At 69.0% G+C, this 25,239-nt stretch carries 28 protein-coding genes; 25 read left to right on the top strand and 3 right to left on the bottom strand.

The window, feature by feature from the left end:
- The 6 genes from ACLFRB_RS06890 to ACLFRB_RS06865 form a co-directional block, all read left to right on the top strand.
- Positions 1–410: hypothetical protein (locus ACLFRB_RS06890; protein WP_411068275.1), on the top strand; the 410-nt coding region annotated here is incomplete at its 5' end.
- On the top strand, positions 403–1,971 hold the full coding sequence (locus ACLFRB_RS06885) for a hypothetical protein (protein WP_411068274.1): 1,569 nt from the start codon (positions 403–405) through the stop codon (positions 1,969–1,971). The genes ACLFRB_RS06890 and ACLFRB_RS06885, both read left to right, overlap by 8 nt.
- 9 nt (positions 1,972–1,980) lie before the next feature.
- Positions 1,981–3,384 carry a hypothetical protein gene (locus tag ACLFRB_RS06880; protein WP_411068273.1) on the top strand — a complete coding sequence of 468 codons (1,404 nt, stop codon included), beginning with the start codon at positions 1,981–1,983 and terminating at the stop codon, positions 3,382–3,384.
- 2 nt (positions 3,385–3,386) lie between these two features.
- The gene (locus tag ACLFRB_RS06875) at positions 3,387–3,581 is read left to right on the top strand and encodes a hypothetical protein (protein WP_411068272.1); all 195 of its coding nucleotides are present in this window, start codon (positions 3,387–3,389) and stop codon (positions 3,579–3,581) included.
- On the top strand, positions 3,581–4,834 hold the full coding sequence (locus ACLFRB_RS06870; protein WP_411068271.1) for a hypothetical protein: 1,254 nt from the start codon (positions 3,581–3,583) through the stop codon (positions 4,832–4,834). Before ACLFRB_RS06875 ends, ACLFRB_RS06870 begins: the two co-directional genes overlap by 1 nt.
- Positions 4,809–4,997, top strand: coding sequence for a hypothetical protein (locus tag ACLFRB_RS06865; RefSeq protein ID WP_411068270.1), 189 nt, complete (start codon positions 4,809–4,811; stop codon positions 4,995–4,997). The genes ACLFRB_RS06870 and ACLFRB_RS06865 overlap by 26 nt, the downstream gene beginning before the upstream one ends.
- On the opposite strand, the gene ACLFRB_RS06860 is transcribed toward ACLFRB_RS06865, so the two are convergent.
- Genes ACLFRB_RS06860 through ACLFRB_RS06850 form a run of 3 tightly spaced genes read right to left on the bottom strand, consistent with a single transcriptional unit; the run spans position 4,978 to position 6,756 of the window.
- Positions 4,978–5,415 carry a hypothetical protein gene (locus ACLFRB_RS06860; RefSeq protein ID WP_411068269.1) on the bottom strand — a complete coding sequence of 146 codons (438 nt, stop codon included), beginning with the start codon at positions 5,413–5,415 and terminating at the stop codon, positions 4,978–4,980. The two genes, ACLFRB_RS06865 and ACLFRB_RS06860, sit on opposite strands and share 20 nt — an antisense overlap.
- Position 5,416: 1 nt before the next feature.
- The gene (locus ACLFRB_RS06855) at positions 5,417–6,202 is read right to left on the bottom strand and encodes a helix-turn-helix domain-containing protein (protein ID WP_411068268.1); all 786 of its coding nucleotides are present in this window, start codon (positions 6,200–6,202) and stop codon (positions 5,417–5,419) included.
- A 5-nt stretch (positions 6,203–6,207) separates the two neighbouring features.
- On the bottom strand, positions 6,208–6,756 hold the full coding sequence (locus tag ACLFRB_RS06850; RefSeq protein WP_411068267.1) for a hypothetical protein: 549 nt from the start codon (positions 6,754–6,756) through the stop codon (positions 6,208–6,210).
- A 236-nt stretch (positions 6,757–6,992) separates the two neighbouring features.
- Here ACLFRB_RS06850 and ACLFRB_RS06845 point away from each other — a divergent pair, with 236 nt between their 5' ends.
- From ACLFRB_RS06845 to ACLFRB_RS06755, 19 genes are all read left to right on the top strand, one after another.
- Entirely contained in the window at positions 6,993–9,593 is a 2,601-nt protein-coding gene (locus tag ACLFRB_RS06845; RefSeq protein ID WP_411068266.1) for a hypothetical protein, read from the top strand.
- Between the two features lie 85 nt (positions 9,594–9,678).
- Positions 9,679–10,215 carry a hypothetical protein gene (locus ACLFRB_RS06840; protein ID WP_411068265.1) on the top strand — a complete coding sequence of 179 codons (537 nt, stop codon included), beginning with the start codon at positions 9,679–9,681 and terminating at the stop codon, positions 10,213–10,215.
- Positions 10,202–10,702 carry a M15 family metallopeptidase gene (locus ACLFRB_RS06835; RefSeq protein ID WP_411068264.1) on the top strand — a complete coding sequence of 167 codons (501 nt, stop codon included), beginning with the start codon at positions 10,202–10,204 and terminating at the stop codon, positions 10,700–10,702. Before ACLFRB_RS06840 ends, ACLFRB_RS06835 begins: the two co-directional genes overlap by 14 nt.
- 27 nt (positions 10,703–10,729) lie before the next feature.
- Positions 10,730–11,083: a hypothetical protein gene (locus ACLFRB_RS06830; RefSeq protein ID WP_411068263.1), complete on the top strand. Its 354-nt coding sequence runs from the start codon at positions 10,730–10,732 to the stop codon at positions 11,081–11,083.
- Positions 11,084–11,296: a hypothetical protein gene (locus tag ACLFRB_RS06825; RefSeq protein WP_411068262.1), complete on the top strand. Its 213-nt coding sequence runs from the start codon at positions 11,084–11,086 to the stop codon at positions 11,294–11,296.
- Positions 11,268–11,489, top strand: a complete 222-nt coding sequence (locus ACLFRB_RS06820; RefSeq protein ID WP_411068261.1) for a hypothetical protein — start codon at positions 11,268–11,270, stop codon at positions 11,487–11,489. The genes ACLFRB_RS06825 and ACLFRB_RS06820 overlap by 29 nt, the downstream gene beginning before the upstream one ends.
- 19 nt (positions 11,490–11,508) lie before the next feature.
- A complete protein-coding gene (locus ACLFRB_RS06815; protein ID WP_411068260.1) occupies positions 11,509–11,880 on the top strand; it encodes a hypothetical protein in 372 nt (123 codons plus the stop codon).
- On the top strand, positions 11,864–12,490 hold the full coding sequence (locus tag ACLFRB_RS06810; RefSeq protein ID WP_411068259.1) for a hypothetical protein: 627 nt from the start codon (positions 11,864–11,866) through the stop codon (positions 12,488–12,490). Before ACLFRB_RS06815 ends, ACLFRB_RS06810 begins: the two co-directional genes overlap by 17 nt.
- Entirely contained in the window at positions 12,487–12,981 is a 495-nt protein-coding gene (locus ACLFRB_RS06805; protein WP_411068258.1) for an HK97 gp10 family phage protein, read from the top strand. Before ACLFRB_RS06810 ends, ACLFRB_RS06805 begins: the two co-directional genes overlap by 4 nt.
- Complete coding sequence (locus tag ACLFRB_RS06800; RefSeq protein WP_411068257.1) at positions 12,978–13,421, top strand: hypothetical protein; 444 nt, start codon at positions 12,978–12,980, stop codon at positions 13,419–13,421. The genes ACLFRB_RS06805 and ACLFRB_RS06800 overlap by 4 nt, the downstream gene beginning before the upstream one ends.
- 3 nt (positions 13,422–13,424) lie before the next feature.
- A complete protein-coding gene (locus ACLFRB_RS06795; protein WP_411068256.1) occupies positions 13,425–13,607 on the top strand; it encodes a hypothetical protein in 183 nt (60 codons plus the stop codon).
- Between the two features lie 24 nt (positions 13,608–13,631).
- The gene (locus ACLFRB_RS06790) at positions 13,632–14,408 is read left to right on the top strand and encodes a hypothetical protein (protein ID WP_411068255.1); all 777 of its coding nucleotides are present in this window, start codon (positions 13,632–13,634) and stop codon (positions 14,406–14,408) included.
- Positions 14,409–14,420: 12 nt separating this feature from the next.
- Complete coding sequence (locus ACLFRB_RS06785; RefSeq protein ID WP_411068254.1) at positions 14,421–14,876, top strand: DUF6631 family protein; 456 nt, start codon at positions 14,421–14,423, stop codon at positions 14,874–14,876.
- Between the two features lie 185 nt (positions 14,877–15,061).
- Positions 15,062–17,611, top strand: coding sequence for a phage tail tape measure protein (locus ACLFRB_RS06780; protein WP_411068253.1), 2,550 nt, complete (start codon positions 15,062–15,064; stop codon positions 17,609–17,611).
- Positions 17,612–18,454 carry a DUF2460 domain-containing protein gene (locus ACLFRB_RS06775; RefSeq protein WP_411068252.1) on the top strand — a complete coding sequence of 281 codons (843 nt, stop codon included), beginning with the start codon at positions 17,612–17,614 and terminating at the stop codon, positions 18,452–18,454.
- A complete protein-coding gene (locus ACLFRB_RS06770) occupies positions 18,451–19,296 on the top strand; it encodes a DUF2163 domain-containing protein (protein WP_411068251.1) in 846 nt (281 codons plus the stop codon). Before ACLFRB_RS06775 ends, ACLFRB_RS06770 begins: the two co-directional genes overlap by 4 nt.
- A complete protein-coding gene (locus ACLFRB_RS06765) occupies positions 19,289–19,705 on the top strand; it encodes a peptidase P60 (protein WP_411068250.1) in 417 nt (138 codons plus the stop codon). Before ACLFRB_RS06770 ends, ACLFRB_RS06765 begins: the two co-directional genes overlap by 8 nt.
- A complete protein-coding gene (locus tag ACLFRB_RS06760) occupies positions 19,702–22,935 on the top strand; it encodes a phage tail protein (RefSeq protein WP_411068249.1) in 3,234 nt (1,077 codons plus the stop codon). The genes ACLFRB_RS06765 and ACLFRB_RS06760 overlap by 4 nt, the downstream gene beginning before the upstream one ends.
- On the top strand, positions 22,932–25,235 hold the full coding sequence (locus tag ACLFRB_RS06755) for a DUF2793 domain-containing protein (protein ID WP_411068248.1): 2,304 nt from the start codon (positions 22,932–22,934) through the stop codon (positions 25,233–25,235). The genes ACLFRB_RS06760 and ACLFRB_RS06755 overlap by 4 nt, the downstream gene beginning before the upstream one ends.
- Positions 25,236–25,239 lie beyond the last annotated feature (4 nt).

Here is a 25,239-nt window from a genome sequence, read left to right as displayed (position 1 = left end):
CTATCACCGCCCAAGGGGTGACCTTGCACAGCCCAGAATGGTGGGTGGATGCCAAGAACGGTTACCAGGGGATCGTGGACTACGTCGACCCGGAAACAGGCGAGAAGCATATCGTCTGGAAGACCGAGGCCCACCCCCTCCTCAAGCCCCTGCTGGAGTACGTGGCCCGCAACAAGATGACCCTGGAAGACATGGGCATGACCCCCAAGGTCCAGGACGACCAGGAGGTCCTCCGCGGGCAGCTCGATCAGGAGGCGGACCAGCAGGAATCCCTGCTGGAGTACCAGCAGCGCCAGGCCCAGGCCCTGGAGGGGCTGACGTCCATGATCGAGCGCAGCCGCCAGCGCTCCGAGCAGGACCCGGTCTATTTGGAGCACAAGGCGGCGGACGGGGACGGCGAGGATGGCTGAGCGCGTCTCCGCGGCCCAGCGGATCCGGATGCAGACCGTGGCGGAGCGCGAGGTGCAGCGGTACGCCGGCGACCACGGCCTGTGGCACAAGCACGTCCACAACGTGGAGCTGGATCCGGCGCAGATCCTGAAGATGAAGGAGATGGACCAGCACCCCAACACCATCGACTACTCCAGCCGCCGCACCGGCAAGACCGCGGTGAAGGAGATGTACCTCCTGGAGCACAACGCCACTCAGGCGGACCAGGAGCTGGGCATCGTGGCGCCGCGGGAGGCGCAGTCCCTGATTAACCTCGGCTACCACCTGGACGCCATCCGCCGCTCCGAGATCCTCACCGCCCACCTGGACTACCGCAGCGGGCGCCGCCAGCTGGCCGACACCTATTACCGCTTCGCCAACCGGTCCCAGGCGAAGGCCTACGGCATCATGGCCCAGGTGGACGGCGGCGACCTGACGGCCGCCTCCCTCGAGGAGGTGGACGATATGCCCAAGGAGCGCCTCTTTTCCCGGTTCCTGCTCATGATGGGCGCCACCCGCCGCCTGGGGGCCTCGAAAGAGTCCCGAAACGATCCCCAGGTGCGCATCACCGGCGTCTTCAAGGGCGCGGACACCCTGTCGGACCTGGTGGACCGCGGCCACTACGACATCCTGCCCGTGGTGGACGTCTACCTGGGTATGGAGATGGGAATCCTGAACGAGGGATTCATGCAGGAGATGCGGGAGCAGCTCTCGCCGGATGAGTACATCCGGCAGCTGCTGTGCCGCAACATCTCCGCCCGGAACCTGATCTGGGAGAAGTGGGTCCGCCAGGCCATGCACGTGGGCCTGCAGGCCGGGCTCCCCATCGAGGAGCCCATGCCCGGGGTTATCCGGCCCAAGCGGGGCCTGGTGTCCCTGGGCTACGACGCCGGCGGCCACGGCGAGGACCCCCAGGCCTCCCGCCACGCCTGTGTGGTGAACGAGCAAGTGGGCAACTTCGTCTGCACTCTGTACGCCAAGACTTGGCCGCCCGGCGCCGACGACGCCCAGGTGAAGGACGGCCTTAAGGCCATCTGGCGGTACTTCATGCCGGACGTGGCCCACGGCGACGCCTACGGCGTTGGGATGATCGCCCAGCTGAACGACGAGCTCTACGCCGAGGGCCTGACCAGCATCGACCGCCGCACCATCGGCGAAGGCGACAGCACCGCCAGTACCTGGCCGGAGTGGGTCTTCTCGCCGGTGCGCTTCGAGGGTATGACCAAGCACCAGATGGCCACCGCCACCCGTTCCGCTTTCAACAACGGCCTGGCGGCCATCCCCTACGTGGATGACCACGACTACGAGGACCCGGCCCTCCAGGACATGCGCGCCCTGGTGCGCCAGCTTCCGAACGTGAAGCCGGTGGAGACCAAGGCCTCCTACTCCAGCTACAAGATGGCGAACCCCACGGTGGGCGACGACCTGTTCGACGCCTACCTGGCCTCCATCTGGGGCTACGTCACCCGCGGCGCCGCCCCGGCCGCGGCCACCGTGCTCACCGCATCCCGCAGCCGCCAGGAGCTGCTCGCCTCGCACTAGGAGTGATCCATGCCGGATCTACGCGACATTCAAGCCCGGTACCGCCAGCTCGGCTTTACCCTGCCCCAGCCCGCTGCGGACAAGGCGCTCCGGAGCACCGGCTACCTCCCCGGCGGCGGGTCCGAGGTCGGCCGGCGCGCCACGCCCGAGAACGCCACCCGGTACCTCTACCGCGCCATGTGGACGGACCCGGACCTGCGGGCCTGCATCCACGACATCCGGCGCATGGACCGGGAGGACCCCCGGGTGAAGAAGATCCACGGCCGGATGAGTCGGGCCGCGGTGAAGGGCGGGCTGCAGCTGCGGGCGCCGATGGGCGCCAAGCGGATCCAGCGCCTGTGGGATCAATACGTGCGGCGGCTGGGGCTGCATCGGCGCGAAAAGCTGGAGAGTGATGCCCGGGGCCTGATCATGGAGGGAAACCTGCCCCTCCAGTGGGTGCTCGATGGCGAGAACCGCGTGGCCAACGGAGTGCGGATGCCCACCGAGACCATCATGCCGCAGGTGGGGCCCTCCGGCCGCTTCGAGGACCCCCGCCGGGCCTACAAGCAATACGATTTGTCCAGCGGCCAGGTCCTGGCCACCTTCCCCCTCTGGGCCCTGTCCATGGTCCGGCTCACCCCGGACAACTACGACGACTACGGCAGCTTCGGCCGCCCTTACCTGGATGCGGCCCGGGGCCCGTGGAAGAAGCTCGCCATGACCGAGGAGGACCTAGTCATCCGGCGCCGGTCCCGGGCGCCTCAGAGAAAGGCTCATGTGCTGGAGGGGGCTACCCAGGAGGAGCTGGAGGCTTACCGGGCCGAGATCGAGCGGGAGCAGATGGAGGGCAACGTCACCGACTACTACATGAACAAGAAAGGGTCGGTGTCGGCGCTGGAGGGGGACGCCAACCTGGACCAGATCGCCGACGTGGCGCACCTGCTGGACACCTTCTTCGCCGGCGCCCCGGCGCCGAAGGGGCTGTTCGGCTACGCCAGCGACCTGAACCGGGACATCCTCGAGGACCTGAAGCAGGACTTCTACGACGAGCTGGACGCCCTGCAGGATGCCCTCGCATTCGTCTACGAGCTCGGCTTCTCCCTGGAGCTGCTGCTGCGGGGGATCAACCCGGACGCGGCCGACGTGCGCGTGGTGTTCGCCGAGCGCCGCACCGAGACCGCCAACCAGGCGGCGGACCGAGCCCTGAAGTACCAGGCGCTGGGCGCGCCGGCCACCACGGTCTGGGAGACGGCCGGCCTCGATCCGGAGGAGCAGGTGGAGCGTCTCGAGGCCGAGCGCAAGGCCGGGGACCCCTACCCCGATCCGTCCAAGATCGGGGAGGAATCCGGAGGCGGGGGGAACCGGGTAAGCGTGACGCCGGGGAACCGGCGCAAGGGCGAATCTTCTACCGACGTGAGCGTGAGGAGCTGACCATGACCATGCGAGTTGATGAGCTGAAGCGGGAGCTGGAGAGGATCGAGGAAATGGGCTGCGGTGATTACCTTGTGGTGGCCCGGCCCGAGGGGCTGGCCGCCAAGGAGGTCCATGACACCCTTTATATCGGCATGGAACATCACGGCGCCGAGATGCAGGACGATACGAAGCTGGCCATCTTCCAGGCAATCTGATGCCCTGGACCGTCACCAATCCCCCGCCGCCCGCCAAGAACTGGACCGTCGCCCAGCGCCGGCGCTGCGTGGACGCGGCCAACGAGGTGCTGGAGCGCACCGGAGACGAAGAGCAGGCAGTGCAGGCCTGCATCCGCGCCGCCGGCGAGACCAAGGCGGCCGCCGAGGCGGTGACGCTGGCCGAGGACCGGGAGGAGGTCCGGGCCGCCATCCGGGAGGCGACCCAGAAGGCCCAGGAGCGGATGAACGAGCTGGACGGCGCCGCGCTGGAGGACCTGGACCGCATCTACCGCCGGGCCGCCGAGGACATCAGGAGCGCCATCCACGACTACGCCGACCGGGATAACACCCTGCGCCAGGAGGTGCTGCAGGATCTCCTCGGGCAGGCGGAGCAGCGCCTCGATGAGCTCGCCGAGGCGCAGCAGGGCCTCCTGGACGAATCCCTGCCCCAGGCCGCAACGCTGGGCGCCGAGCCCTTCGCGGCGGCCACCGGCGCGGCCGCGCCCCGGATCGCCGACGAGGCGGTGCGGTTCGTGCGGGAGTTCACCGCGGCGGACGGCCTGCAGCTCTCGGACCGGATCTGGCGCATCAACCAGGGCGCCCAAGAGGCGGTGGAGAAGTCCATCAAGGACGCGGTGGCACAGGGCAAGAGCGCCAGCCAGGCGGCGCAGGACTTCCTGGATCGGGGCGAGGATGTGCCGGAAGAGATCCGGGCCCGCCAGGACCTGGCCAAGGCGGACCGGGTGGCGCGGGTCACTGGGGAGCAGCTCATGACCGCCCGGGGCAATCCCCGGGACAACGCCATGCGCCTATTCCGGACGGAGCTCAACCGCGCCCACGGCGAGGCCTACATCGCCGGCGCCGAGGACCAGCCGGACTTCGGCGGCCACAAGTTCAACCTGAGCCCGGCCCACCCCCGACCGGACGAGTGCGACATGCACGCCACCGCCAACCTCCACGGCCTGGGCCCCGGCGTCTACCCCGACCGGGACTCCTGCCCCTGGCCGGCGCACCCGAACACCCTGTCCTACGTCACCATCGTCTTCACCGACGAGGTGCGCGACGAGGACCGCCAGGGACAGACCGATGCCCTGTCCTGGCTCGAGCGCCAGCCGGCAAGCCGCCAGGAGGCGGTGCTGGGCAGCCAGAAGAAACGGGAGGCCCTGGAGCGCGGTATCCTGGAGCCGGACGATATCCTCACCCCGTGGCACGTACTGAGGGAGCGGTATGCGCAGCGCGGCATCGACATCTGAGCGGCGGGAGCTGGACCAGCGGGTGGTCTGCGAGTGCGGGCACGTGGTCTACGACGGGGAGGTGATCCGGGCGCGGTGCGTCCACCCGGAGAGCGGGACGGCCAAGTGCCGGTGCAAGCGCTGGGTGGCCGTCCCGGTAGGGCTTATTCGCTCGGCAGGTTGAGTGCGGCGACAATCTCGGTGGGCTCGCTGGGTAGGTCCCGGTGGCGCGCCCAGAACCGCTCCGCGGCGTCGGCGATGGCCGTCAGCTCGGCGAAGTCGGCCTCCGCCAGGCGCGTTTTCAGCGCCTCGCCGTCCACACCCCACTTCTCAGCCAAGCCGTTCATGGCGATGCCGTCCTCCACCTCCATCGGGATCCCGCGCACGCCCATGGAGGCCGGCTGCAGCCAAACCCCGTTCAGGACGTCGAACAGCAGGCACCAGGCCTGCGGGGTCAGCGGGGGAGCTTCCCGCCGGCAAACCTCCCGGTACCGGTCCACCATCTTGTTGATAAGGCCGGACACGGAATCGCTTGCCCCATGGCGCTCCTCCAGTGCGGTCTCCAGTTCGTCGCCGATGTATACGCTGGCTTTTCGGGCCATCTCATTCCTCCTCGGGCTGCTTGGCTGGCACCACGTGCGCCCAGGTGCGCCCATTTTTTATGTTGTATATCGTGCTCAGGCTAAGGCCGAAATCGTCGGCAATCCTGCGCGCGCTCTCCCCGTAGTTCAGGCGGGCTTTTATCTCCCTCGCCCTCGTCTCATCCAGCTTGTAGGAGGCGGTGCTGCCCCTCCCCTGATTCCGCTTGGCCCCTAGAGCTTGGGCTTTGGCTCGGATGGAGTCCTGCGGCCGGCCTAGCCGTATGGATAGCCGCGCGGCCCCTTGGTGTGGATATTCCTCCTGGATAATCTTTTCCTCCTCCCTGGAATACGGTTTCCTGGCGCGCCTCCCCTCGAAGCGGATTCCGATTTCCCCGGCCCGGTGTACGATCCGGGACCGGCTGTACTGGGGAAGGTGGGCCAGCACGGCCTCCGGGCCGCCCGTCGGGTACACCGAGCGGATGCAAGCATCCAGCGCCCCCGCCGAGGCCTTTGCGTTTCGGTGCGTCTTCGGGGCGGTCCTGTCGGGGGTATCGGCCAGGACCCGGCGGCTGTCGAAGACCCCCCAGTCCTCGATGCTGTACTCGCCGCCAGAGGGCAGGTCGCGGTCCGGCCGCCAGGCGATCTCTACGCCCAGCTCGGCGCGCATGGTGCGCAGCATCCGCTTGACCGTGGCCTTGGAGGTCCCCGTTAGGTCCACCAGCTCCCCCAGGCCCACCCCCGGATTCCTGGCCACGTAGGCCAGGATCCGGAGCGCCTGGCGGGCATCGATGCGGAATCGGCCTGCCACTGTGGTTACGCCTCTTTCCAGTCTTCGGGGACCTCACCGTATTGCTCGGCTGTGGCGTAGTCGCCGCGGGCTACGGCGTGCCAGTAGTGGGCGAACTCGGGCGTCACCAGGGTGACCGGGGCCTCATCTTCGTCGTACCCCAGTGTTCCGGTCGCCTCCCGGGCGGCCTCCACATAGGCCTGCCACTGGGCGGACTCGCTGCCCGGAGCGGCATAGCGGTCGTGCTCGGCCATGGCCTTCCGCACGTCCTCCAGGGTCTCCATATCCTCCAGGACTTGGTTGGCTACGTCCTGGATGCGGTCCTCCTCCGCCGCGTTGTCCGCATGGACCCCCGAGCCGGCGCCGGTTACGTTGTGGCGCACCTCCACCTCGACGTCCAGATCGGCGGCGGCGAAGGCCTCCCGCAGGGCGTCGGCGTAGGTCCCGGCGGCCTCGCGGATGCGGTCCTGGAGGGCGGATTCGCCATGCAGGTCCTCGTAGGCCTCCATGCTGGCGGGGTCGAAGACCATGTCGGCGATGTCGAGGGAGTAGACGGTGTAGGTGGCTTCGCTCATGGTGGGCTCCTCTTCCCTTGCGGCCGTGCTTTGTGCCGGCCTCATCAGTGAGTGTAGGCCCATTGTGTTACAAGGGTAGCACCCCCGTCAACCCCCTGCGGACATCCCTGTCCCTTTTTTTGTCTTGCGCGGGAGGCGCAGGCTAGGTAGCGATCCCAGAAGGTAAGCTGCGAACAGCGAAGCCGGGATCGAGCGTGGAGGCGCTCGATCTCGGCTTTTTTACGTTCGGGGGCGGTATGCGAGAGGCACGGCATTTCCTGCTGGATTCCGGCAGCCACGAGGGGGCGATCCGCTTCCTCGGTGACCGCGTGGAGGCGCGGGAGCTGGCCGAGGGGCAACGGAAGGTGGTCACGGTCACCCGGGCGGGGACGTTCTTCGATCCCCGCTACGGGGAGTTCGAGATCAGCCGGAAGATGCTCCAGCAGATGGTCGAGAACTTCGACAACAACGTCTACGGCCAGGAGGTGGCCCTGGACGTCTCGCACCGGCCCCAGGACGGCGCCGCCGGGTGGATTCGCCGGCTCTTCCTGGATGGGAATAAGCTGCGCGCCGAGGTGGAGTTTACGTCCTACGGCTTGGAGGCCGTACGCAAGCGGGGGATGATCTACCTCTCCGCCGAATTCCACGAGAACTACCGGGACAACGAGACCGGCAAGGCCTTCGGCCCCACCCTTCTTGGGGCCGCGCTCACGCCCCGGCCGGTCATCAAGCGGCTGGATCCCATCCAGCTCGCTGAAGGCACCGACACCGAACATCCCACCCTGGTCAGCGACCGGGTGAAGCGAATTCTCAGCGAGGAGAGCACGGCAATGTGGGAAAAGCTGCTCAAGGAGCTGGCCGAGAAGCTGGGCAACCTGGGCCTGGCCGAGGACGTCATCAAGCAGCTCCAGGAAGGTCTGCAGAAGGCCGGCGAGGGCATCACCGACGAGGACCAGGCCCGCAAGCTCATGGAGAGCTTCGAGGCCACCGGGAAACAGCTGGCCGAGCAGCTGCCCGCCGGTGACGACGGCGCCGGCCGCACCATCAATCTGTCCATCCAGGGCGGCGGCCAGGGCCTGAGCCAGGAGGACATCACCAAGCTCCTGGATGAACGCGAGGCCGAACGGGAGAAGAAGCGCCAGGCGCAGGCCCAGGCCCTCGAAACCCTGCAGGGCGCCTTTCGGAAGAAGCTGGACGAATCCGAATCCATCAAGGCCCTCTCCGAGGAGGAAGCCAAGGCCTACTACGGCGCCGCGGACCTGATCACCGCCGAGATGACCGAGGCGCAGGTGGCCAAGCTGGCGGAACAGCAGATCGCCGCGGCGGACCAGCTGGTGGCCACCAAGAAGCTCTCCGGCATGGGCTACGGCGGCGGGCCCGGCGGCAGCGTACGTATCACCCCCGGCGAGCAGGACGAGATCAAATCCCTGCAGGAGCGGATGGACGAGCGCCTGGGCCTGTCCGGGATGTCCGAGGCGCGCCGGTTCCGCAACACCGGCGGCTCCCTGCAGCCGGACAACAAGGCCCTGGCCGAGAAGGTGCTTGCCCAGTACGACGCCCTGCACGGCCAGAAGCTCTACCAGGAGCACAAGGCCCTGGCCGGCGGCGAGGGCGAGCTGGGCGACGTGGACGTGCCCGCCTCCTGGGAGCGCACCGTGATCCGCGAGGCGCTCTACGAGCTCATCGGCACCCAGTTCATCGACAGCGACACCGCCGAGTTCGCCAGCTCGATGATGATCCCCTACTCCTACCGCGACACCGACGCGGCGGGGCGGGACAACACCCGCGTCTACGAGGGCGAGGCCATCCGGCGTGCCGGCGTCATCCAGACCGCCGAGACCGCCTACCCCCTGCCCCAGAAGCTGGCCTTCCTCGTCTCCGACGAGCTGCGCTACCTGACCTCCGCCGGGCGCATCAACTGGGAGGCGGTGGCCGAGAACCAGCGCAACGCCAGCCGGATCATCCGCGAGGACACCGAGCAGCTCATCTTCAACGAGATCCTGCGGGCGGCGGACGAGCATAGCGCTGTGGAGGTGACCGGCGAGGACCTCTCCGACGATCTCGACGGCACCAACAACGTCTTCCCGCTGGCGAACTTCCCGGTGGTGCGCCCCCGCAAGACCTACGACCTGCAGGGCAACCAGGTGGGCTCTACCAGCCACCCCATCACCGTGACCTACAACGGCGACACCATCGACGAGTACGACGGCACGGGGGACCAGGATTCCGGGGACTACTACGAGATGGACTACAACCTCGGCGAGATCCGCATCGTGGACGAGACCGGGTCCCTCCGGACCCCGAGCGACGGCGACACCCTCGAGGTGGACTACCACTACGTCTCCAACGTCTACGCCTTCAACACGGATCTGGACGACGCCGACGAGGCGGACCACTGGGACCGCTTCCTCTACCGCTACGGCCTGCGCAAGAGCGTGCTGGAGGACGACCGCTACCACATGGCGGACTTCGGCCTGATGTCCGGCAACCTCATGACCCGCGTGGAGCAGGCCAAGCGCTTCGAGGCCAACTCCAAGCGCCCCGGGACCGACCTGGCGGCCGACGGCAACCTGGGCCGGGTGAAGGACGTGCCGAACTACAAGACCAAGGCGCCGGGCCTCTGGATGGGCGACCAGCGCGCGATTATCGGCGAGCGCGGCATCACCCGCATGCGGATGATGCGGCCCTGGCAGATGGGCGATCTGGAGAACGCCAAGGACTCCAACGGCCGCTACACCGGGCAGAAGGAGGCCTACGGCGACCAGTTCCTGGTGCTGCACACGCCCACCGAGCTGAAGCGGGCCTACACCAGCATCGTCACCTACTCCGACTCCGACCGCACCGCCCGGGCCGAGTAACCGGAAACGCGCACCCTGAAGCGGCGGCGATTCCCCCGGGCCCGGAGGGGGAAATCCGGGCACCCAATTACTACAGGAGGCGGCCATGGCCGACATCCCCGTCCACAACCCCGGCAAGAATCCGAAGCACGTTCGGGGCTACGTCATCGAGCCGGGCGAGACCCGCATCCTCCCGGAGCACATGGTCCCGCCCCGGCTCCGTCCGGGCGGGCGCAAGCCGGCGCCGGCCCCGGAGCCGGAGCCGGAGCCCGACGAGGTCCTGCAGCTGCTGGACAGCTCCGTGGGCGACATCACCCCGGAGCTCCCCGCCCTCTCCGACTCTGACCTGGACCGCCTGGAGCAGGCGGAGCAGGACGGCAAGACCCGGAAGACCCTCATGGAGGCCTTCCAGGAGGAGCGGCTGCGGCGCGCCCAGCAGCGTGGCGAGGAGTCCGGCGACGACGTTCCGGAGCACATCGCCCAGATCCTGGCCCACGACGCCGAGGCCATCGAGCCGATCCTGAGCGAGGTGGAGGACGGCGACCTCACCGCCCTGTACGAGGCCGAGAGCGCCGACCAGGCCCGGGAAGCGGTCCTGGCGGCCATCGGCGCCGAACAGGAGCGCCGCCATGGCGAGTCGTGATCTGGAGGACCTGGCCCCGGCCGTGCGGGGCCCGGCCCAGCTGCTGGAGCAGAAGGCCGAGGCGCAGGGCCTGGAGCTGCTGATCTACTGCACCTACCGCAGCCCCGAGGAGCAGGCCCGCCTGTACCGCAAGGGGCGGTCCTACGCGGATATCGAGGCCAAGGCCGAGGAGCTGGAGCGGGAGCACGGCCGCCAGGACCTCGGCGACCTCCTCCTCCAGGTGGGGCCGCAGGAAGGCGGGCTGGTCACCTACGCCGGGCCCGGGCAGTCCATCCACAACTACCGCATGGCCTTCGACGCCGTGCCCCTGGAGGGCGGCAAGCCGGTGTGGAGCACCTCCGATGAGGAGGACCGGGAGCTGTGGGAGATGTACGGCGAGCTGGTGCGGGAGGTGGGCCTGGAGTGGGCCGGGGACTGGACCTCCTTCACGGAATTCCCCCACGCCCAGGCGCCGGACGCCGACTGGCGCGAACTGATCAAGGCCTGAACCTATACCCCAAAAGGAGCCGACCCCATGAGCATCGAACTGGCCCCCATCATCGAGCCCCTGACCCAGATTGTCTTCGCCGTCCTGCTGGCGGTGGCCACCGTGGGCGTAAAAGCCCTGGCGGAGCGGTTCGGCCTGGAGCGGGACGGCCAGCTGGCCACCTTCCTCCAGGACGCCATCGAGGAGGGTCTCCGTGTGGCTGAGCGCCGCGCTGGCAAGCGGTTCAAGGACGCCGACGTGGCCGTTCAGAACGACCTGCTGGCGGAGGCCGTGGACTGGGTAGTGGAGAGCGCCCCCAAGGCGGTCAAGCGCCTGGTGCCGGGCGGCCGGGAGGCCCTGGCGGACAAGGTGGCCGCGGCCGCCGAGAACTGGCTGGACTAGATGCCCTGGGCCACCCTGCTCCAGACCCTCGCCAAGCTGGGCCGCGACCTGCTCGCGGCCTGGCGGCGCCGGGAGGCGCGGCGGGACGTGGAGCGCCGGCGCAAGGAGATCAAGGAGGAGCGCCGTGCGATTGACCGCGATGCTGCTGGTGCTGGGCGCCGCATGTTCGGCGGGGTGCGCCGCGATGAGCGGGGAGGGGCCGACGAGCGATGAGCCATTCGCCCTCCCCGTCCGGCCCTCGGGGCACGAGGTCCTCCGCGGCTGCGGGAGCGACGCCTGCGGCGCCGGCGAGGCGGATTGGGTACGCGAGGGATGGGTGGCAATTCCCGAGGCGGACTACGGTGAGCAGCTCCACTACATCCTCGACCTCGAGCGTGCGCTCCGCCAGCGCGGCGGAGTGCGATAGCGGCATGGGGGAGCCGCCGGTGCGCGATCCGCTGGAGACCATCACCCTGCTCATGTACTTGATCGCCGCCATCTCCGGCGGCATGGGCGGCGCCGCGGCCGCGGGGTACCAGGTCCTCCGCGACGGCCGGCTGCGCCTGCTGACCGCCCTCGCCTATTTGGTGGTGGGCGCCGTGCTCGGCGTCCTGGTGCTGGCCTACGGCTGGATGGTGGGGGTGGAGCCCTACACCTGGGGCGATCTGATCGGGCACTCCATGGTGGCGGGGCTCATCGGCTCCGCCTCCCTCGCAGGCTCCAGCATCGGCGCGCAGATGGTGCTGCGCAAGCTGGGCTGGGAGGTGGAGATCAACGTCCACCGGCGGGAGCGAGACGGCGATGGCCGGTATGGATGAGGCCAGCCTGGTGGCGGACCTGAAGGCCTCACTGCACGACGCGGGGAGCGTGTTCGCCGATGACGACAGCGACTTCCAGCGCCACTTGGCCCTGGCCGCGCTGGACCTGGGGCGCAAGGTGCCGCGCATCCTTTCCTCCGAGCTCGCCCTGGAGGCGGACGTGGCTGTCTACGACGCGCCGTCGGATCTGATCCGCCCCGTCTCGCACCGCTGGGGCGCGGCGGCGATCCGCCGGCGCAATCCCTGGGACCGGGGCTGGCCCGGCCGCCTGCCCCGCCTCACGGCCGAGGGCGACGCCGCCGAGGGGCGGGTCCTGGTGCTCATCCCGCCGCCCACGGCCGACCAGATCACCGCCCTCGGCGCCGCCCTGCCCTATACCTACCGCGCCGTCCACCAGGTGGGCGACGCGGAGGCGGACACCACGGTGCAGCCCGCCCACCGGGGGCTGCTCCTGCTGCGCGCCCAGGCCGAGGCCATGAAAGAGCTTGCGGCGCGCAACATCGCCAAGCCCGTGCAGCTGCGTGATGGACAGGGCGGCGCGCCGAAGAACGGCGTGCCCGCCTCCCTGCACGCCCAGCTCATGGACGCCTTCGAGCGGGGGGCGGCATGAGCCTGCGCATCGAGGTGCGGGACGCCGCCATGCTCGCGGGCCTGCGCCGGGCGCCCCGGACCATGGATCGCAATCTCCGGCGCGGGGTGAGCCGATCGCTGCAGGAGCTCGCGCGGGAGGCCCGCCGGCGCGCGCCGAAGGCGACCAGCACACTCACCAACTCGATCCGGGCCATCAAGCCCCTCCCCTTGGCGGGCATGGTGGTGCCGGGCGTGGCCTACGCCCGCTACGTAGAGGAAGGCATTGGGCCGGGGAGCTGGCCGCCGCAGCAGGATCTGGTGGAGTGGATCCGGACCCGGGGCGTCACCCCCGACGATCCGTCCATGGACGACGAGGACCTGGCCTACGTCATCGCCCGAGCCATCCACCAGCGCGGCATCCCGCCGCAGCCCTACATGGCCCCGACCTACGAGGCCAAGCGGGACCGCGTGGAGCAGATTCTGCGGCGCAGCGCCTACGACGGGCTGAAAGAGGCAGGGTTCGCCCTATGAGCAAGCTCGGCGCCGTCCGAACTGGCCTCCGCGACGCCCTGGCCGAGGCGGCGCCGTCGCGGATCGTCACGCGGGATTTTCAGCCCTTCGCCCAGCGCGATGAGGCGGATCTCCGGGCCGGGGTGTTCGCCTTCCTGGGCCGCGGCCAGGAGCAGGTGGAGGAATACAGCGACCACCTGAAAATCGCCCTGGTGGGCCAGTGCCTGGTGGCCGAGAGCGATGCCCCGTCGGCGGTGGAGGAGCTGGAGGACACCCTGAGCGAGGAGATGCGCTCCTTCGCGCGGGGTGTGTACGGCACCTACGTGGGGATCCAGGCCTGGCAGCAGTCCGGCCAGCTGGAGCATCCCTACGGCTGGATCGCGGCGGAGCTGGACGTGGGCCCCATCGACCTGACCCTGCCCGAGGGCGAACTGGAAACCCTCATCACCTACCGGAGCTGAGCGATGAGCGAAAAGAGCCCGAAGAAGATCACCGTGACCCTCGCCAAACCCCACAAGCACCGTGGGCTCTGGCACCAGCCGGGCGCCGAGCTGGCCCTCCGGGAGGATCAGGCGGAGCGCCTGTACAAGCAAGGCAAGCTGAAGAACAAGCCCGAAGGGGGCAAGACCACCAAGGCCGACGGCTAAACGGCCTGAGCAGGGAGCGCAGCCATGCCCAAGAACGAAACAAGAAAATTCGTCCTCGGCGCCGGCGAGGTCTATTTCGACCCCTTCGACGAGGACGGCAACCGTACCGGCGAGCGGTACCTGGGCGATACCCCGGGCTTCAGCCTCAACGTCAGCGCCACAAACCAGGAGCTGTGGACCAGCGACGACCCCATCGCCGAGCGCGCCGAGTACGTCGCCACCCAGGTCACCCGCGAGGCGAGCATCGAGTGCCGCAACATCTCCTTGGAGAACCTGGCCTTGTTCCTCATCGGCGACGTGGCCGAGCAGGATCAGGGCTCCGACTCCGTAACCGGCGAGGATCACACGGTCAAAACGGACCGCTGGTACCAGCTTGGGCAGGACGACGACAACCCCACCGGAGTCCGGGGCGTCGAGAACGTCACCGTCACCGACAGCGAGGACACCAGCTACACCGAGGGCGAGGATTACGAGCTGGACGCCGACCTCGGCCGCATCCGCCCGATGCCCGACGGCTCGATCGACGATGACACCACCCTGGAAATCGACTACGACACCGTGGAGGCCACCTGGGACCGCATCACCTCCAACAACCTGGGTGCCCAGGACGGGGCTTTGCGCTACATCGCGGCCAACACCGCCGGCCCCAACCGCGACCTCTACGCCCCGCGCACGCGGCTGCTTCCCGACGGCGACCTGGCCTGGAAGAGCCGGGACACCTGGCAGGCCATGACCTTCAACGCGGCGCTGCTGGTACCGGACACCGGAGCGGCCGCCTACATCGACGGCCGGTCCGTCTAAGGGGGGCAGCGCATGGCGGAGCCCAACGAGGAGCGCCCCGGCGAGCAGGCCGGGGCCACCGAGGAGCTGGGGACGCTGTTCCCCGACCGCACCCTCACCGTCGCCGGCGAGGAGGTGACCGTCCGGGCCTTGCGCTTCCGGGAAGGCCTGGATCTGCTGCCCGTCCTACGTCCCATCCTCGACGACATGCAGGGCGTCCTCGAGGAGGCCGCCGGCGACCCGGAGGCCATCACCGCCGGCCGGATCCTGGAGCTGCTGGAGCGCAGCCCCGATGCCTGGACGGCCCTGGCGGCGGCCGCCACGGGCCGGGACGCGGCGTGGGTGGAGGGCCTGCCCCTGGAGGACGGCGAGGCCCTGGTCCTGACGGCCTGGCGGGCCAACGCCCCTTTTTTGCTCAGGCGGCTGGTGCTGGGACGGACGGCGGCGACGGGCGCCGGGTCGGATACGCCAAGCTCCTCCACCTCCTGACCGCGCACGGCCACGGGGCGCCGCACGAAATCGCCGAGCGCTACACCTGGGCGCAGATCCGCCTCTACTACGACGAGGCGCTGCACCTGGAGCGCGCGCGCAAGGCGGACCTGATCGACGCCGTGGCCGCCGCCCACACCGCCGAGGACCTGCCCGACCTGATCCGCCAGCTGCGGGAGCGATAGATGGCCGAGGAGAACCTGGAGCTCGCACTCGCCGTCCGCGCCGACATCCAGGACGCGGTGCGCGAGCTCCGCCAGCTGCGCGGCGAGGTTGGCGGGGTCGGCGAGACCAGCCAGCAGGCCGCCGGCGGCGTGGGTGGCCTGAACAACAACCTCTCCCGCACCGGCGAGCACCTCCGCACCATCCGCACCCTGGCCGCGAGCGCCGCGGCCGGCCTGGCCGCCATCGGCGCCGGGCGGGCCATCCAGCGCGCCGTGGACGAGTACGCCAGCCTGGAGCAGGGGCTGGTGGAAGTGCAGAAGGTCTCCACTCTCACCAGCGACGAGATCCAGTCCCTCAAGGGGGACGTCCAGGAGATGGCCACCGAGGTGCCTGTGGCCACCGACGAGCTGCTGGACATCGCCGGCGCCGCCGGGCGCCTGGGCGTGGACGGCAAGGACAACATCCTGGGGTTCACGGAGGTGGTGGCGCAGATGGGCCGCGCCACGGACCTCCAGGGCGAGGAGGCCGCCACCACCCTCGCCCGCATCCTCAACATCACCGGCGAGGGGCCGGAGCGGGTCAAGCCTCTGGCCTCGGCCTTCGTGGAGCTGGGCAACAACGCCGCGGCCAGCGAGAGCGAGATCGCCAACGCCGCCAACGAAGTGGCGCGGGCCACGGCAGATTTCGAGGTGTCCAGCGAGGAGGCCGCCGGCCTGGGCGCGGCCATGGCGGAGATGGGGGTCCGGGCGGAAACCGGCGGCACCGCCGTGGGCCGCACCATGCGCACCATCGCCGATGTGGTGCGCGAAGGCGGCGAGGAGCTGGAGCAGCTCACCCAGCTCACCGGCCAGTCCGCGGAGGACATCCAGAAGCAGCTGGACGAGAACCCCATGGAGCTGTTCCAGCAGGTGCTCCAGGGCATCCGCGACGACGGCCGGGACGCCTCCGTGGTGCTCGAGGAGTTCGGGCTCCAGGGCGAGGAGGTGGCCAAGACCATCGGCCCGCTGGTCCAGAACGCGGACGACTTGGCCGAGCACCTGGGCCGCGCCAACCAGGGCGCCGAGGAAGGCACGGCGCTGCAGGAGGAGTTCGAGCAGGCCATTGGGACCCTCCGGGGCGAGCTGGACCTCCTGCAGTCCACCCTGGGCGTCGTCTACGAGCAGGTGGGCGAGGAGATGGCGCCGGCGGTGCGCGACTTCTCCGAGGGGCTGCGCGACCTGGCCGGCGAAGATGAGCAGATCGAGGCTATCGCCGCCTCGCTGGGCGGCGTGCTCACGGTCACGCAGAAGATCGCCGAGTGGACCGGGACGGTGGTGGAGGGGTACGGCCGCCTGGGCAACTACATCGGCCGCGAGCTCCTGCCCATGCTCATGGAGATCGAGCAGGGAGACGGCGGCACCCCCGCCCGCCTCCAGCTGCAGCAGAAGCTCAACGACATGCTGGCGGAGCGCGAGGAGCTCCAGCGCAAGATCCGCGTCAACGAGGAGACCGCCCAGGAGGAGAGCGGCGCCGTCGCCGGGCAGGCTGCGGCCAACGCCAAGCAGTACCGCAGCGAGCTGGAGCGCCTGGACGGCGACATCGAGCGCCTGCGGGGCAACGTCGACCGCTACGACGAGGGCACCCGGGCGGCGAACGAGGCCACCAAGGAGGGCGCCGACGCCTCGCGGGAGGACGCCGACGCCAAAGACGAGGAGGCGGAGCGGATCCACGCAGCCGGGGCCAGCGCCGAGGAGTTCGAGTCCGCCCTGGACAGCGCCACCGAGGCCGCCCTGCGCGACGCCGAGGAGCAGGCCACCGCCTGGGAGCAGGTCGCCGAGGAGATCAAGGACCAGGTGGATCCCCTGCGGTCCATCAAGCGGGAGATGGCCCAGGTGCGGGCCGCTATGGAGCGCGGGGATATAAGCACTGACTTTGGTATGGCCCGCCTCATGCAGCTCCAGGAGGAGATGGGCGAGGTCGGCGAGGCGGCCGGCGACATGGAGGAGGACGCCGAGGACGCCTTCGGCGGCATGAGCCAGTACGCCGTCCAGGCCCGGCGGAACATCGAGTCCGAGCTGGCGGACACGCTCGCTCAGAGCATGAAGGGCAAATACGACGAAATCCTGGATGGATGGGTGGCCATGATCCGGCAGATGGTCTCCGAGGCCGCGGCGGCTGATCTCATGGAGTCGCTGACCGGCGAGGGGCAGGAAGGCGAGGGGTGGATAGGGGAGGCGTGGGACTGGGCAAGCGGCTGGTTCAGTGGCGGGGAGGCCCACACCGGCGGCATCGCCGGCCCCGGGCTCACCGACCGGCCCATGCACGCCGCCATGCTCGCCGGCGCGCCCAGGTACAAGACCGGCGGCATCGCCGGTCTGAAGCCCGACGAGGTGCCCGCGGTGCTGCACAAGGGCGAGGAGGTCCTCACCCGGGAGGACCCCCGGCACCGGGCCAACGGCGGGGGGCAGTCGATCAACGTCAACGTCCGCACCCCCGAGGGGCAGACCGACGAGCAGGCCCGCCGCAGCGGCAGCCAGCAGGGCAAGGCCATCGCCCGGGAGATCTCCAGGGCACAGAAAAGGAATCTGTAGATGGATAGCTTTGCGGAGAGCCGGCTCGACCTCGGCTACGACTACGGCATGACGGGCGGCCCCGAGTGGTCCACCAGCGTGGCCATGACCCGGGCCGGCTACGAGCAGCGCAACGCAGACTGGAGCGAGGAGCGCGGCCGCTGGGATGCGGGCGAGCGCAACATCGACAAGACCAAGCTGGAATACTTGTTCGCCTTCTTCAACGCCCGGCGCGGACGGGCGCAGGGATTCCGCTTCAAGGACTGGCTGGACTTCCAGGCCTCCGACGAGGCCCTGGACCCTGACGGCACCCCGGGCCCCCACCAGCTGGTCAAGCGGTACACGGATGGCGGCTACACCTACACCAAGCCCATCCGCAAGCCCGTGGCGAGCACGGTCGAGCTGACCCGCGACGGCGAGGATTTCAGCGACTACACGCTGGACGACACCACCGGCGAGGTGACGCTCCTGGCCGACGCTAGCGTTGACATCAGCGACGTCACCCTCGACGCCCCGGCGGTGGTCACCACCGACGAGGACCACGGCTACAGCGACGGCGAGACCGTCTACATCACCGGCACCGGCACCAGCCTGGACGACCAGGCCTGGGAGATCGCCAACGTCACCGACGACAGCTTTGAGGCGGTGGACAGCGACACCAGCGACGACGAATACGAGAGCGGCGGCACCGCCGAGCAGTACGTCCAGCCCGGCGAGGACCTGGCGTGGGGCGGGGAATTCGACAAGCCGGCCCGGTTCGACACCGACCGCTGGCCGGGGAGCGCCTTCTTGGCCATGGACGCCGAGCGGGACGTGGCCATCTACGACCTGCCGAGCCTGCCCATCGTGGAGCTGCGTCTGTGAAGGACATCAGCCCGGAGCTCAAAGACCACCTGGCCGGCGAGGTCACCACCCTCGCCACCTGCTGGCGGCTGGAGCTGCAGGACGGCACGGTCCTGGGCTTCACCGACCACGACCGCGACATCGACTACGACGGCACCACCTACGAGGCCAGCAGCGGCTTCGACGCCTCGGCGATCGCAACCGGCGCCGACCTGGCCGTGGACGAGCTGGAGGTGGACGCCCTCCTCGGCGGCACCGGGATCACCGAGGCGGAGATCGCCGCCGGGCGCTACGACCACGCCGAGATCGAGATCTTCAGCATCAACTACGAGGACAAGAGCCAGGGGCGGATCATCTGGCGCCGCGGCTGGCTCGGCGAGGTGCAGCCCCGGGACGGGGTGGCCACCGTGGAGGTGCGGGGGCTCTCCCAGGCGCTGAAGCAGACCATCGGCGAGACCTACACCCCGGCCTGCCGGGCGGACCTGGGGGACAGCCGCTGCGGCGTGGACCTCGACGCCCTGCGCGTGACCGGCGAGGCCACGGCCGTCACGGATCAGGCGACGTTCAGCGACAGCGGCCGCAGCGAGTCGGAAGGGTACTTCGACTATGGCGTGGTCACCTGGACCTCGGGGGACAACGAGGGCCTGCGGATGGAGATCAAGGGCTTCGACGGAGAGCAGTTCGTCCTGTTCGAGCCCATGCCCTACCCCATCGCCACCGGCGACACCTACGAGGCGACACCCGGCTGCGACAAGCGCCTGGAGACCTGCCGGGACCAGTACGACAACGTGATCAATTTCCGCGGCGAGCCCTACATCCCGGGCAGCCAGGAGATCAGCCGCATTGGGGGCCTCGGTGGTTAGCGCGGCCGACGTCCAGGCCACCGCCCGGGGGATGGTGGGCACCCCGTTCCGCCACCAGGGGCGCCGGCCCGGCCGGGGCCTGGACTGCGCGGGCGTGGTGATCGAGACCGCCCGGGCCCTGGGCCTGGCGTTCGAGGACTGGCGGGCGTACAGCCGCTATCCCGACGGCCGCACCCTGGAGCGGATCCTCGACCGCTGCCTGGAGCGCGCGCCCGAGCCCACCCCGGGCGGGGTGCTCCTGTTCCGCTTCGACGCCCTGCCCCAGCACGTCGCGGTGGCCACCGAGCGCCGGGGGCTGATCTACCTGGTGCACAGCTACAGCCGCATCGGCCGGGTGGTGGAGCACCGCCTGGACGAGCGGTGGCAGGCCTGCCTGGTGCGCGCCTATCGCTGGGAGGGGGTCGCATGAGCGACAGCACCATGCGCCTCGGCCTGCAGATGGCCGGCACGGCCATCGGCGGCTATTTCGGCGGGCCGGTGGGGGCGGCCATCGGCGGCTCCATCGGCGGCTACGCCGGGATGCAGCTGTTCCCGCCGGACGTGCCGGACGGGCCGAGGTTGGACGATCTAAAGGTCCAGTCCTCCGCCTACGGCGCACCGATCCCCGTGGTATTCGGCAACTGGCGGCTGTCCGGGAACGTCATCTGGTCGGCCGGGATCAAGGAGCACAAGTCCGAGGAATCGGTGGGTAAGGGGAGCGGACCGACGCGCACCACCTACTCCTACACCGCCAGCTTCGCGGTCGCCTTCTGCGAGGGGCCCATCACGGGGTTCGTCCGGGTGTGGGCCGACAGCACGCTCATCTGGGACGCCACGGACTCGGCCAACGCCCGCCAGATCCTCCTCGACTGGATTGCCGGGAACACGCCCGGCGACGCCAGCTTCTACCTCGGCTCCGAGTCCCAGGAGCCCGATCCTGTAATAGAGGGCCACGAAGGCGCCGGGGAGGTGCCCGCGCATCGCGGCCTGGCCTATATCGTCTTCGAGGATTTGGACCTGGAGCCCTACGGCAACCGCATCCCGTCGATCACTGCCGAGGTGGCCGTGGACGGGCAATACGACTGGGTGATCACCGGGGGGTGGCCGAAGGAGGACCTGGACCAGGGCCCGGGAGGAGATGGGCGAGACTACCAGATAGGCCCTTACGAGGACGGGGTGTTCCGATTCACAAAGAATAGTGGCAATCAGGGCAGCACCGACACGGACGTCGAGGGGGCGCGGGCCTGGTGCGACTACAGTGGCGACGTGGTTGCGCAGGAATACCTAGACATCGAGGTTCCGGAGGAGGAGAGGGTCGGCGGGAGCAAGGCCGCCGCACGGGTGTACCGGGGCGGCCGGGACCCCGGACTGATTCACTGGCGGGAGGACTCTTCCGGGGATCGCTACCTGCACGGCAGCAACGGGACCCTGTTGCAGTCAGACTGGGTATACAAGGACGGCGAGCACCTCGATCAAGTCGCCGCCGTCCTCGCCACCCCACGTGGCCAGTATTTCTTCTTGCAGGACAACGCGGCGAGTCGTTCAGACGCGCGCAAGGCCCCCCGCCTTGTCGGGCCCGGCGGCTACTTGGATCTGGAGAAAACCACCGGAGGCGAAAGCCCCTTCTGGCGCGGCGCGGCCTGGGACCCCGCTGAGGAGCGCGTGATCGGCGTGCACGACAACGATCCGGACTACGGCCTGGCCTGTTACGTCTGGGACCACCAGATGAACGAGATCGCGAAGCTGGATGTGGACGGGGATTGGGGGGACTACACAGGCCCCATGGACGTATACGCGGAGGCCGTCTGGGTGTGGCAGGGGGAGAGCGGGAAGCTCGAACGCTGGGAGCTCGACTTCGACGAGGAGAAGTTCACGCCGGCCGGCGAGTCTATCCAGCTAGGCGAAGGCACGCTCGGCAGGAACGACAACCAATACTTTATAGGGGATCTGCGGGCGTACCGCGAGGACGTTCTGGTCACCGTTTCGCACGGCCTGATCTACCGGGCCTTCACGGCCAGCGACTACCCGCTGGCCGACGCTCTGGCCGGGATATGCGAGCGCGCCGGCCTGAGCTCCGATGACTACGACACCTCCAAGGTGGACGCGGACCTCCGCGGCTTCGCGCACACCCGCCCGGTCGAAGCCAAGCAGGACCTCGCCCCCCTCCTCGACGCCTACGCGATAGACGCCGTGGAGAGCGACGGGGTGCTGCGTTTTGTCCCGCGGGGCGGCGATCCGGTGGCGACGATCCCCGCCGAGGACCTCGGCGTCGGCGAGAGCGGCGGCGCCGAGGAGGCGGTGGCCACCACCCGCCTGCAGGAGCTGGAGCTGCCCCGCCGGGTCGGGGTGCAGTACGCCGACCCCGGCATGCGCTACGAGCAGGGCGAGCAGTACGCCGCGCGCGTCACCACCAAGGCAGTCACCGAACGCACGCAAAGCCTGCCGGTTGCCCTGACCGCCAAGGAAGCGGCGGGTTTGGCGCAGCAAATGCTGGCCGCAGAGTGGGTGGGGAGGGAGCGACACTCCTGGGCAACCTCGATGCGCTGGGCGCACCTCGACCCCGGCGACGTGGTGCGCCTGGAGGCGCCGGAGGCCACCTACATCAGCCGGATCCTATCCGCCGACGCGGCCCTGCCCCGGCGCATGGCCTTTTCCGGGGTACGCGAGGACGCGGCTACCTACCAGACCAACGCCACGGCCGAAGCTGGCCGCGGCGAGGAGACGCGCACCGGAGCGGTGGGGCCGACGGCCGTGCGCTATTTGGACATCCCGCCCCTGCGCGACCGGGACGACGAGCCCGGCTATTACGTGGCCGCCGCCGGCTACCTGGACGGCTGGTCCGGCGCCGATATCCTGCGCCGCAACGCCAGCGGCGGCTGGGATACCGTATCGGCGGTAACCGAGGCCGCGGCCATAGGCAACGCCGATACCGTGCTGGGATCGGCCCGGCCGACGGTGTGGGACGACGGAAACACGGTCACCGTCCACCTAATAGCCGGCTCGGCCCCGACATCGGCTGCGGACCTCGTCGTGCTCGCCGGTGCCAACCACGCGCTCCTCGGCGACGAAATTATCGCCTACGCCGATGTGACGGATCACGGTGACGGCAGCTACACCCTAGGGCGCCTGCTGCGCGGCCGCTTCGGGACCGAGTGGGCCATCGACGAACACAGCTACCGGGAGCGGTTCGTCGGCCTCTCCTCCGCCCTGAGCCGCTACGCCATAGAGCGCGACCAGATCAACGCCGAGCAGACCCTGCGCGCGGTGTCGTTCCGGGGCAGCCTGGACGCCGCGGAGGACCGCACGGTGGACGGGGGCGGCGCGGCACTCATGCCCTACGCCCCGGCGCATATCGAGGCGCGTATGGAGGGCGCGGGAGACCTGCGGGTGACGTGGGTGCGGCGGGCCAGGCTCGATGGGGAGTGGCGGGACTATGTGGACGTCACCCACGACGACGGAGGCACCTACGAGGTTCGGCTGCTGGATGACGACGGGGAGGAGGTGGCCACCACTCAAACTGCCACGGATGCCCCCGACACCGCCCTGCTGGAGGGCGTCACCAGCGGCTACTCCATAGAGCCCCTGCGGGGGTACACGGTCGAGGTCTACGCGGTGCCGGATACGGTGGCGCGGGGCTTTAAAGGAGCGATCACGATATGACGACCCCACGGCTCCAGCTCCCCGAGATCGCCCAGGGGCAATCGGGCAAGGACATCACGCACAACGAGGCCCTGCGGGCCCTGGACGCATGGACCAGCACCGGGGTGCAGGACCGGGACCGGGACGCGCCGCCGGACGACCCCAGCGATGGCGACCTCCACCTCGTCAGCTACAGCGCCTTCGAGATCGTGGACGTGGACACGGACGACGACCTGCTGTTCGTGGATGGGGACGAATCGGATCGCTTCGAAGCCGGCGACACCCTGCGGGTGGTGGACAGCTCCGGCAATGACGGCGAATACACGGTGGACACCGTCAGCTATGACGAGACCGACGACCGCACCGAGCTGACCCTGGAGGAGGGCCTGGACGACGACACCGCCGACGGCGAGATCCGCCACGCCGAGGGCGACTGGAACGGCCACATCGACGAGGTGGCGCAGTACGACGGCGCCTGGTACTTCCACGCGCCGTTCCCGGGGGCGCGAGTGCTTGTGCTCGCCGAGAACCGGGAGCTGATCTGGGACGCCGACGACGAGGAGTGGGGGGACCTGTTCCTGGGCCGCCTCCGCCTGCACCGGGGCGACACGCTGACGATCGAAGACGGCGAGATCACGGTGGACGCCTCGGTCCACGCCGTGGCCACCGAGGGCGGGGCCTCCGAGGACGACCTGCACACGATCAACGGGGGGGAGTCGGGAGACACGCTCTACCTGCGTCCCGAAGGGGGCAACGAGATCCTCCTCAAGCACGACGAGGGCAACATCCGGCTCAAGAGCGGATCAGACCTTCGTCTGCGTACCAGCGAGGATACGGTCCAGCTGCTGCGCCTGGAGTCGGGATACTGGGCGGACGTAGGCGCGGGCGGGGGCGCCAGCTTCACCAACCGCACCCTAGACGAACCCGAAACCTGGACGGTGCCCAATGTATCGGCCGGAGCCACCGCCCGAGTGCTAGCGGAGACAGGCGACCTGACCGCGGGACGCGTGGAGGCCGAGGCGACCCAGGAGGTCCCGAGCGATCCCGTGACCGATGATTTTGAGACTCCCTCGGGGAGCTCTACCTCTTACGAGGGAATTGTGTGGCGGGAAAGCACCGGGGAGCTGATACTTGTCAACGGGTCAGAAGAAACCCTCTACATCCTGGATGGCTTCTCGGACACGGTGATAGACAGCTACGAATGGAAGCCCCCGGACAGCGATGTGCGCGATGCCGATTTGGATGGCGACGGCAATCTGATCATTGCTAACGGCAACTACGACCTGATCCGGATGGACGGCCTCACGGACACCATCCTAGACCAGCGGACCCAGCCTGACGACCATATCCTGACTGGGATATGCGACGACCCGAGCTCAAAGGACCGCTTTATTTCTGTCGCCCATGCGTCGGGCACCACATACATCGACGTTATACAGTGGAGCGACGGCGAGGTGCTGGACCATTTCGAGGTTGAAGCTGGAGAATCCAGAATCTGTGTCGTAACCGGTGACCTTTGGATGATAGAGAGTAACGGCACATATAGCGACCTGGAAAACGATGAGGCGCGTATATACAGATTCGACGGGATTTCCGGCGCTGTGGTTGAAACCTATCTGCTCACAGACAACTTGGGTACGGCAGACAACCTCACCCACGACGGCAACAACTTCCTCGTCGGATATTACTGGAACGACTATTACTACGGGCGAGTCTCCACCAGCACCGAGACCGTGACCAAACGCACCTTCGAGGAACCGAGCCAGGAGCGCATTCTGCCGGTTCCGGAGGGCCTGCGGGTGGTGGCGAGCCGGCAAGCCTGGCCCATCACCGACGTGGACACCGGCGCCGACACCCTCAAGGTGGGCGGCGACCAGACCGGCGTGTTCGAGGAGGACGACGAGGTAGAGATCACGGGCTCCACGGGCAACGACGGCACCTACACCCTCACCAGCCGCAGCTGGGCCGTCGAGGCGGTAGGCACCACCGACGACTATTTCGAGCTGAGCGGGGATCAGTCCGCCTACTTCGAGGCCGGCGAGACCTTCGAGGTGGCGGGCTCCACGGACAACGACGGCACCTACACCGTGGCCTCGGTGGAGTACGACGAGGGCGGAAACGGCAACACCCGGGTCTATACCGAGGAAAGCGTGGAGGACAGCACGGCCGACGGGGACGTGGTGATTCCCGCCGTGCGCTACTACTCCGGGGACGACGAGACCCAGCTCCAGACCAGCGAGAGCCTGGACGACTCGACCGCCGACGGCGACGTGGAGATGTGGAAGGGCACGGCCTACGCCTCGGTCAACTGGGGCGCGTAGCCGG

The organism is Thiohalorhabdus sp. (assembly GCF_046545655.1).
Classification (GTDB): domain Bacteria; phylum Pseudomonadota; class Gammaproteobacteria; order Thiohalorhabdales; family Thiohalorhabdaceae; genus Thiohalorhabdus.
The sequence above is the reverse complement of the archived record's forward strand: the minus strand, read 5'-3'. Positions and strand labels throughout refer to the sequence as shown.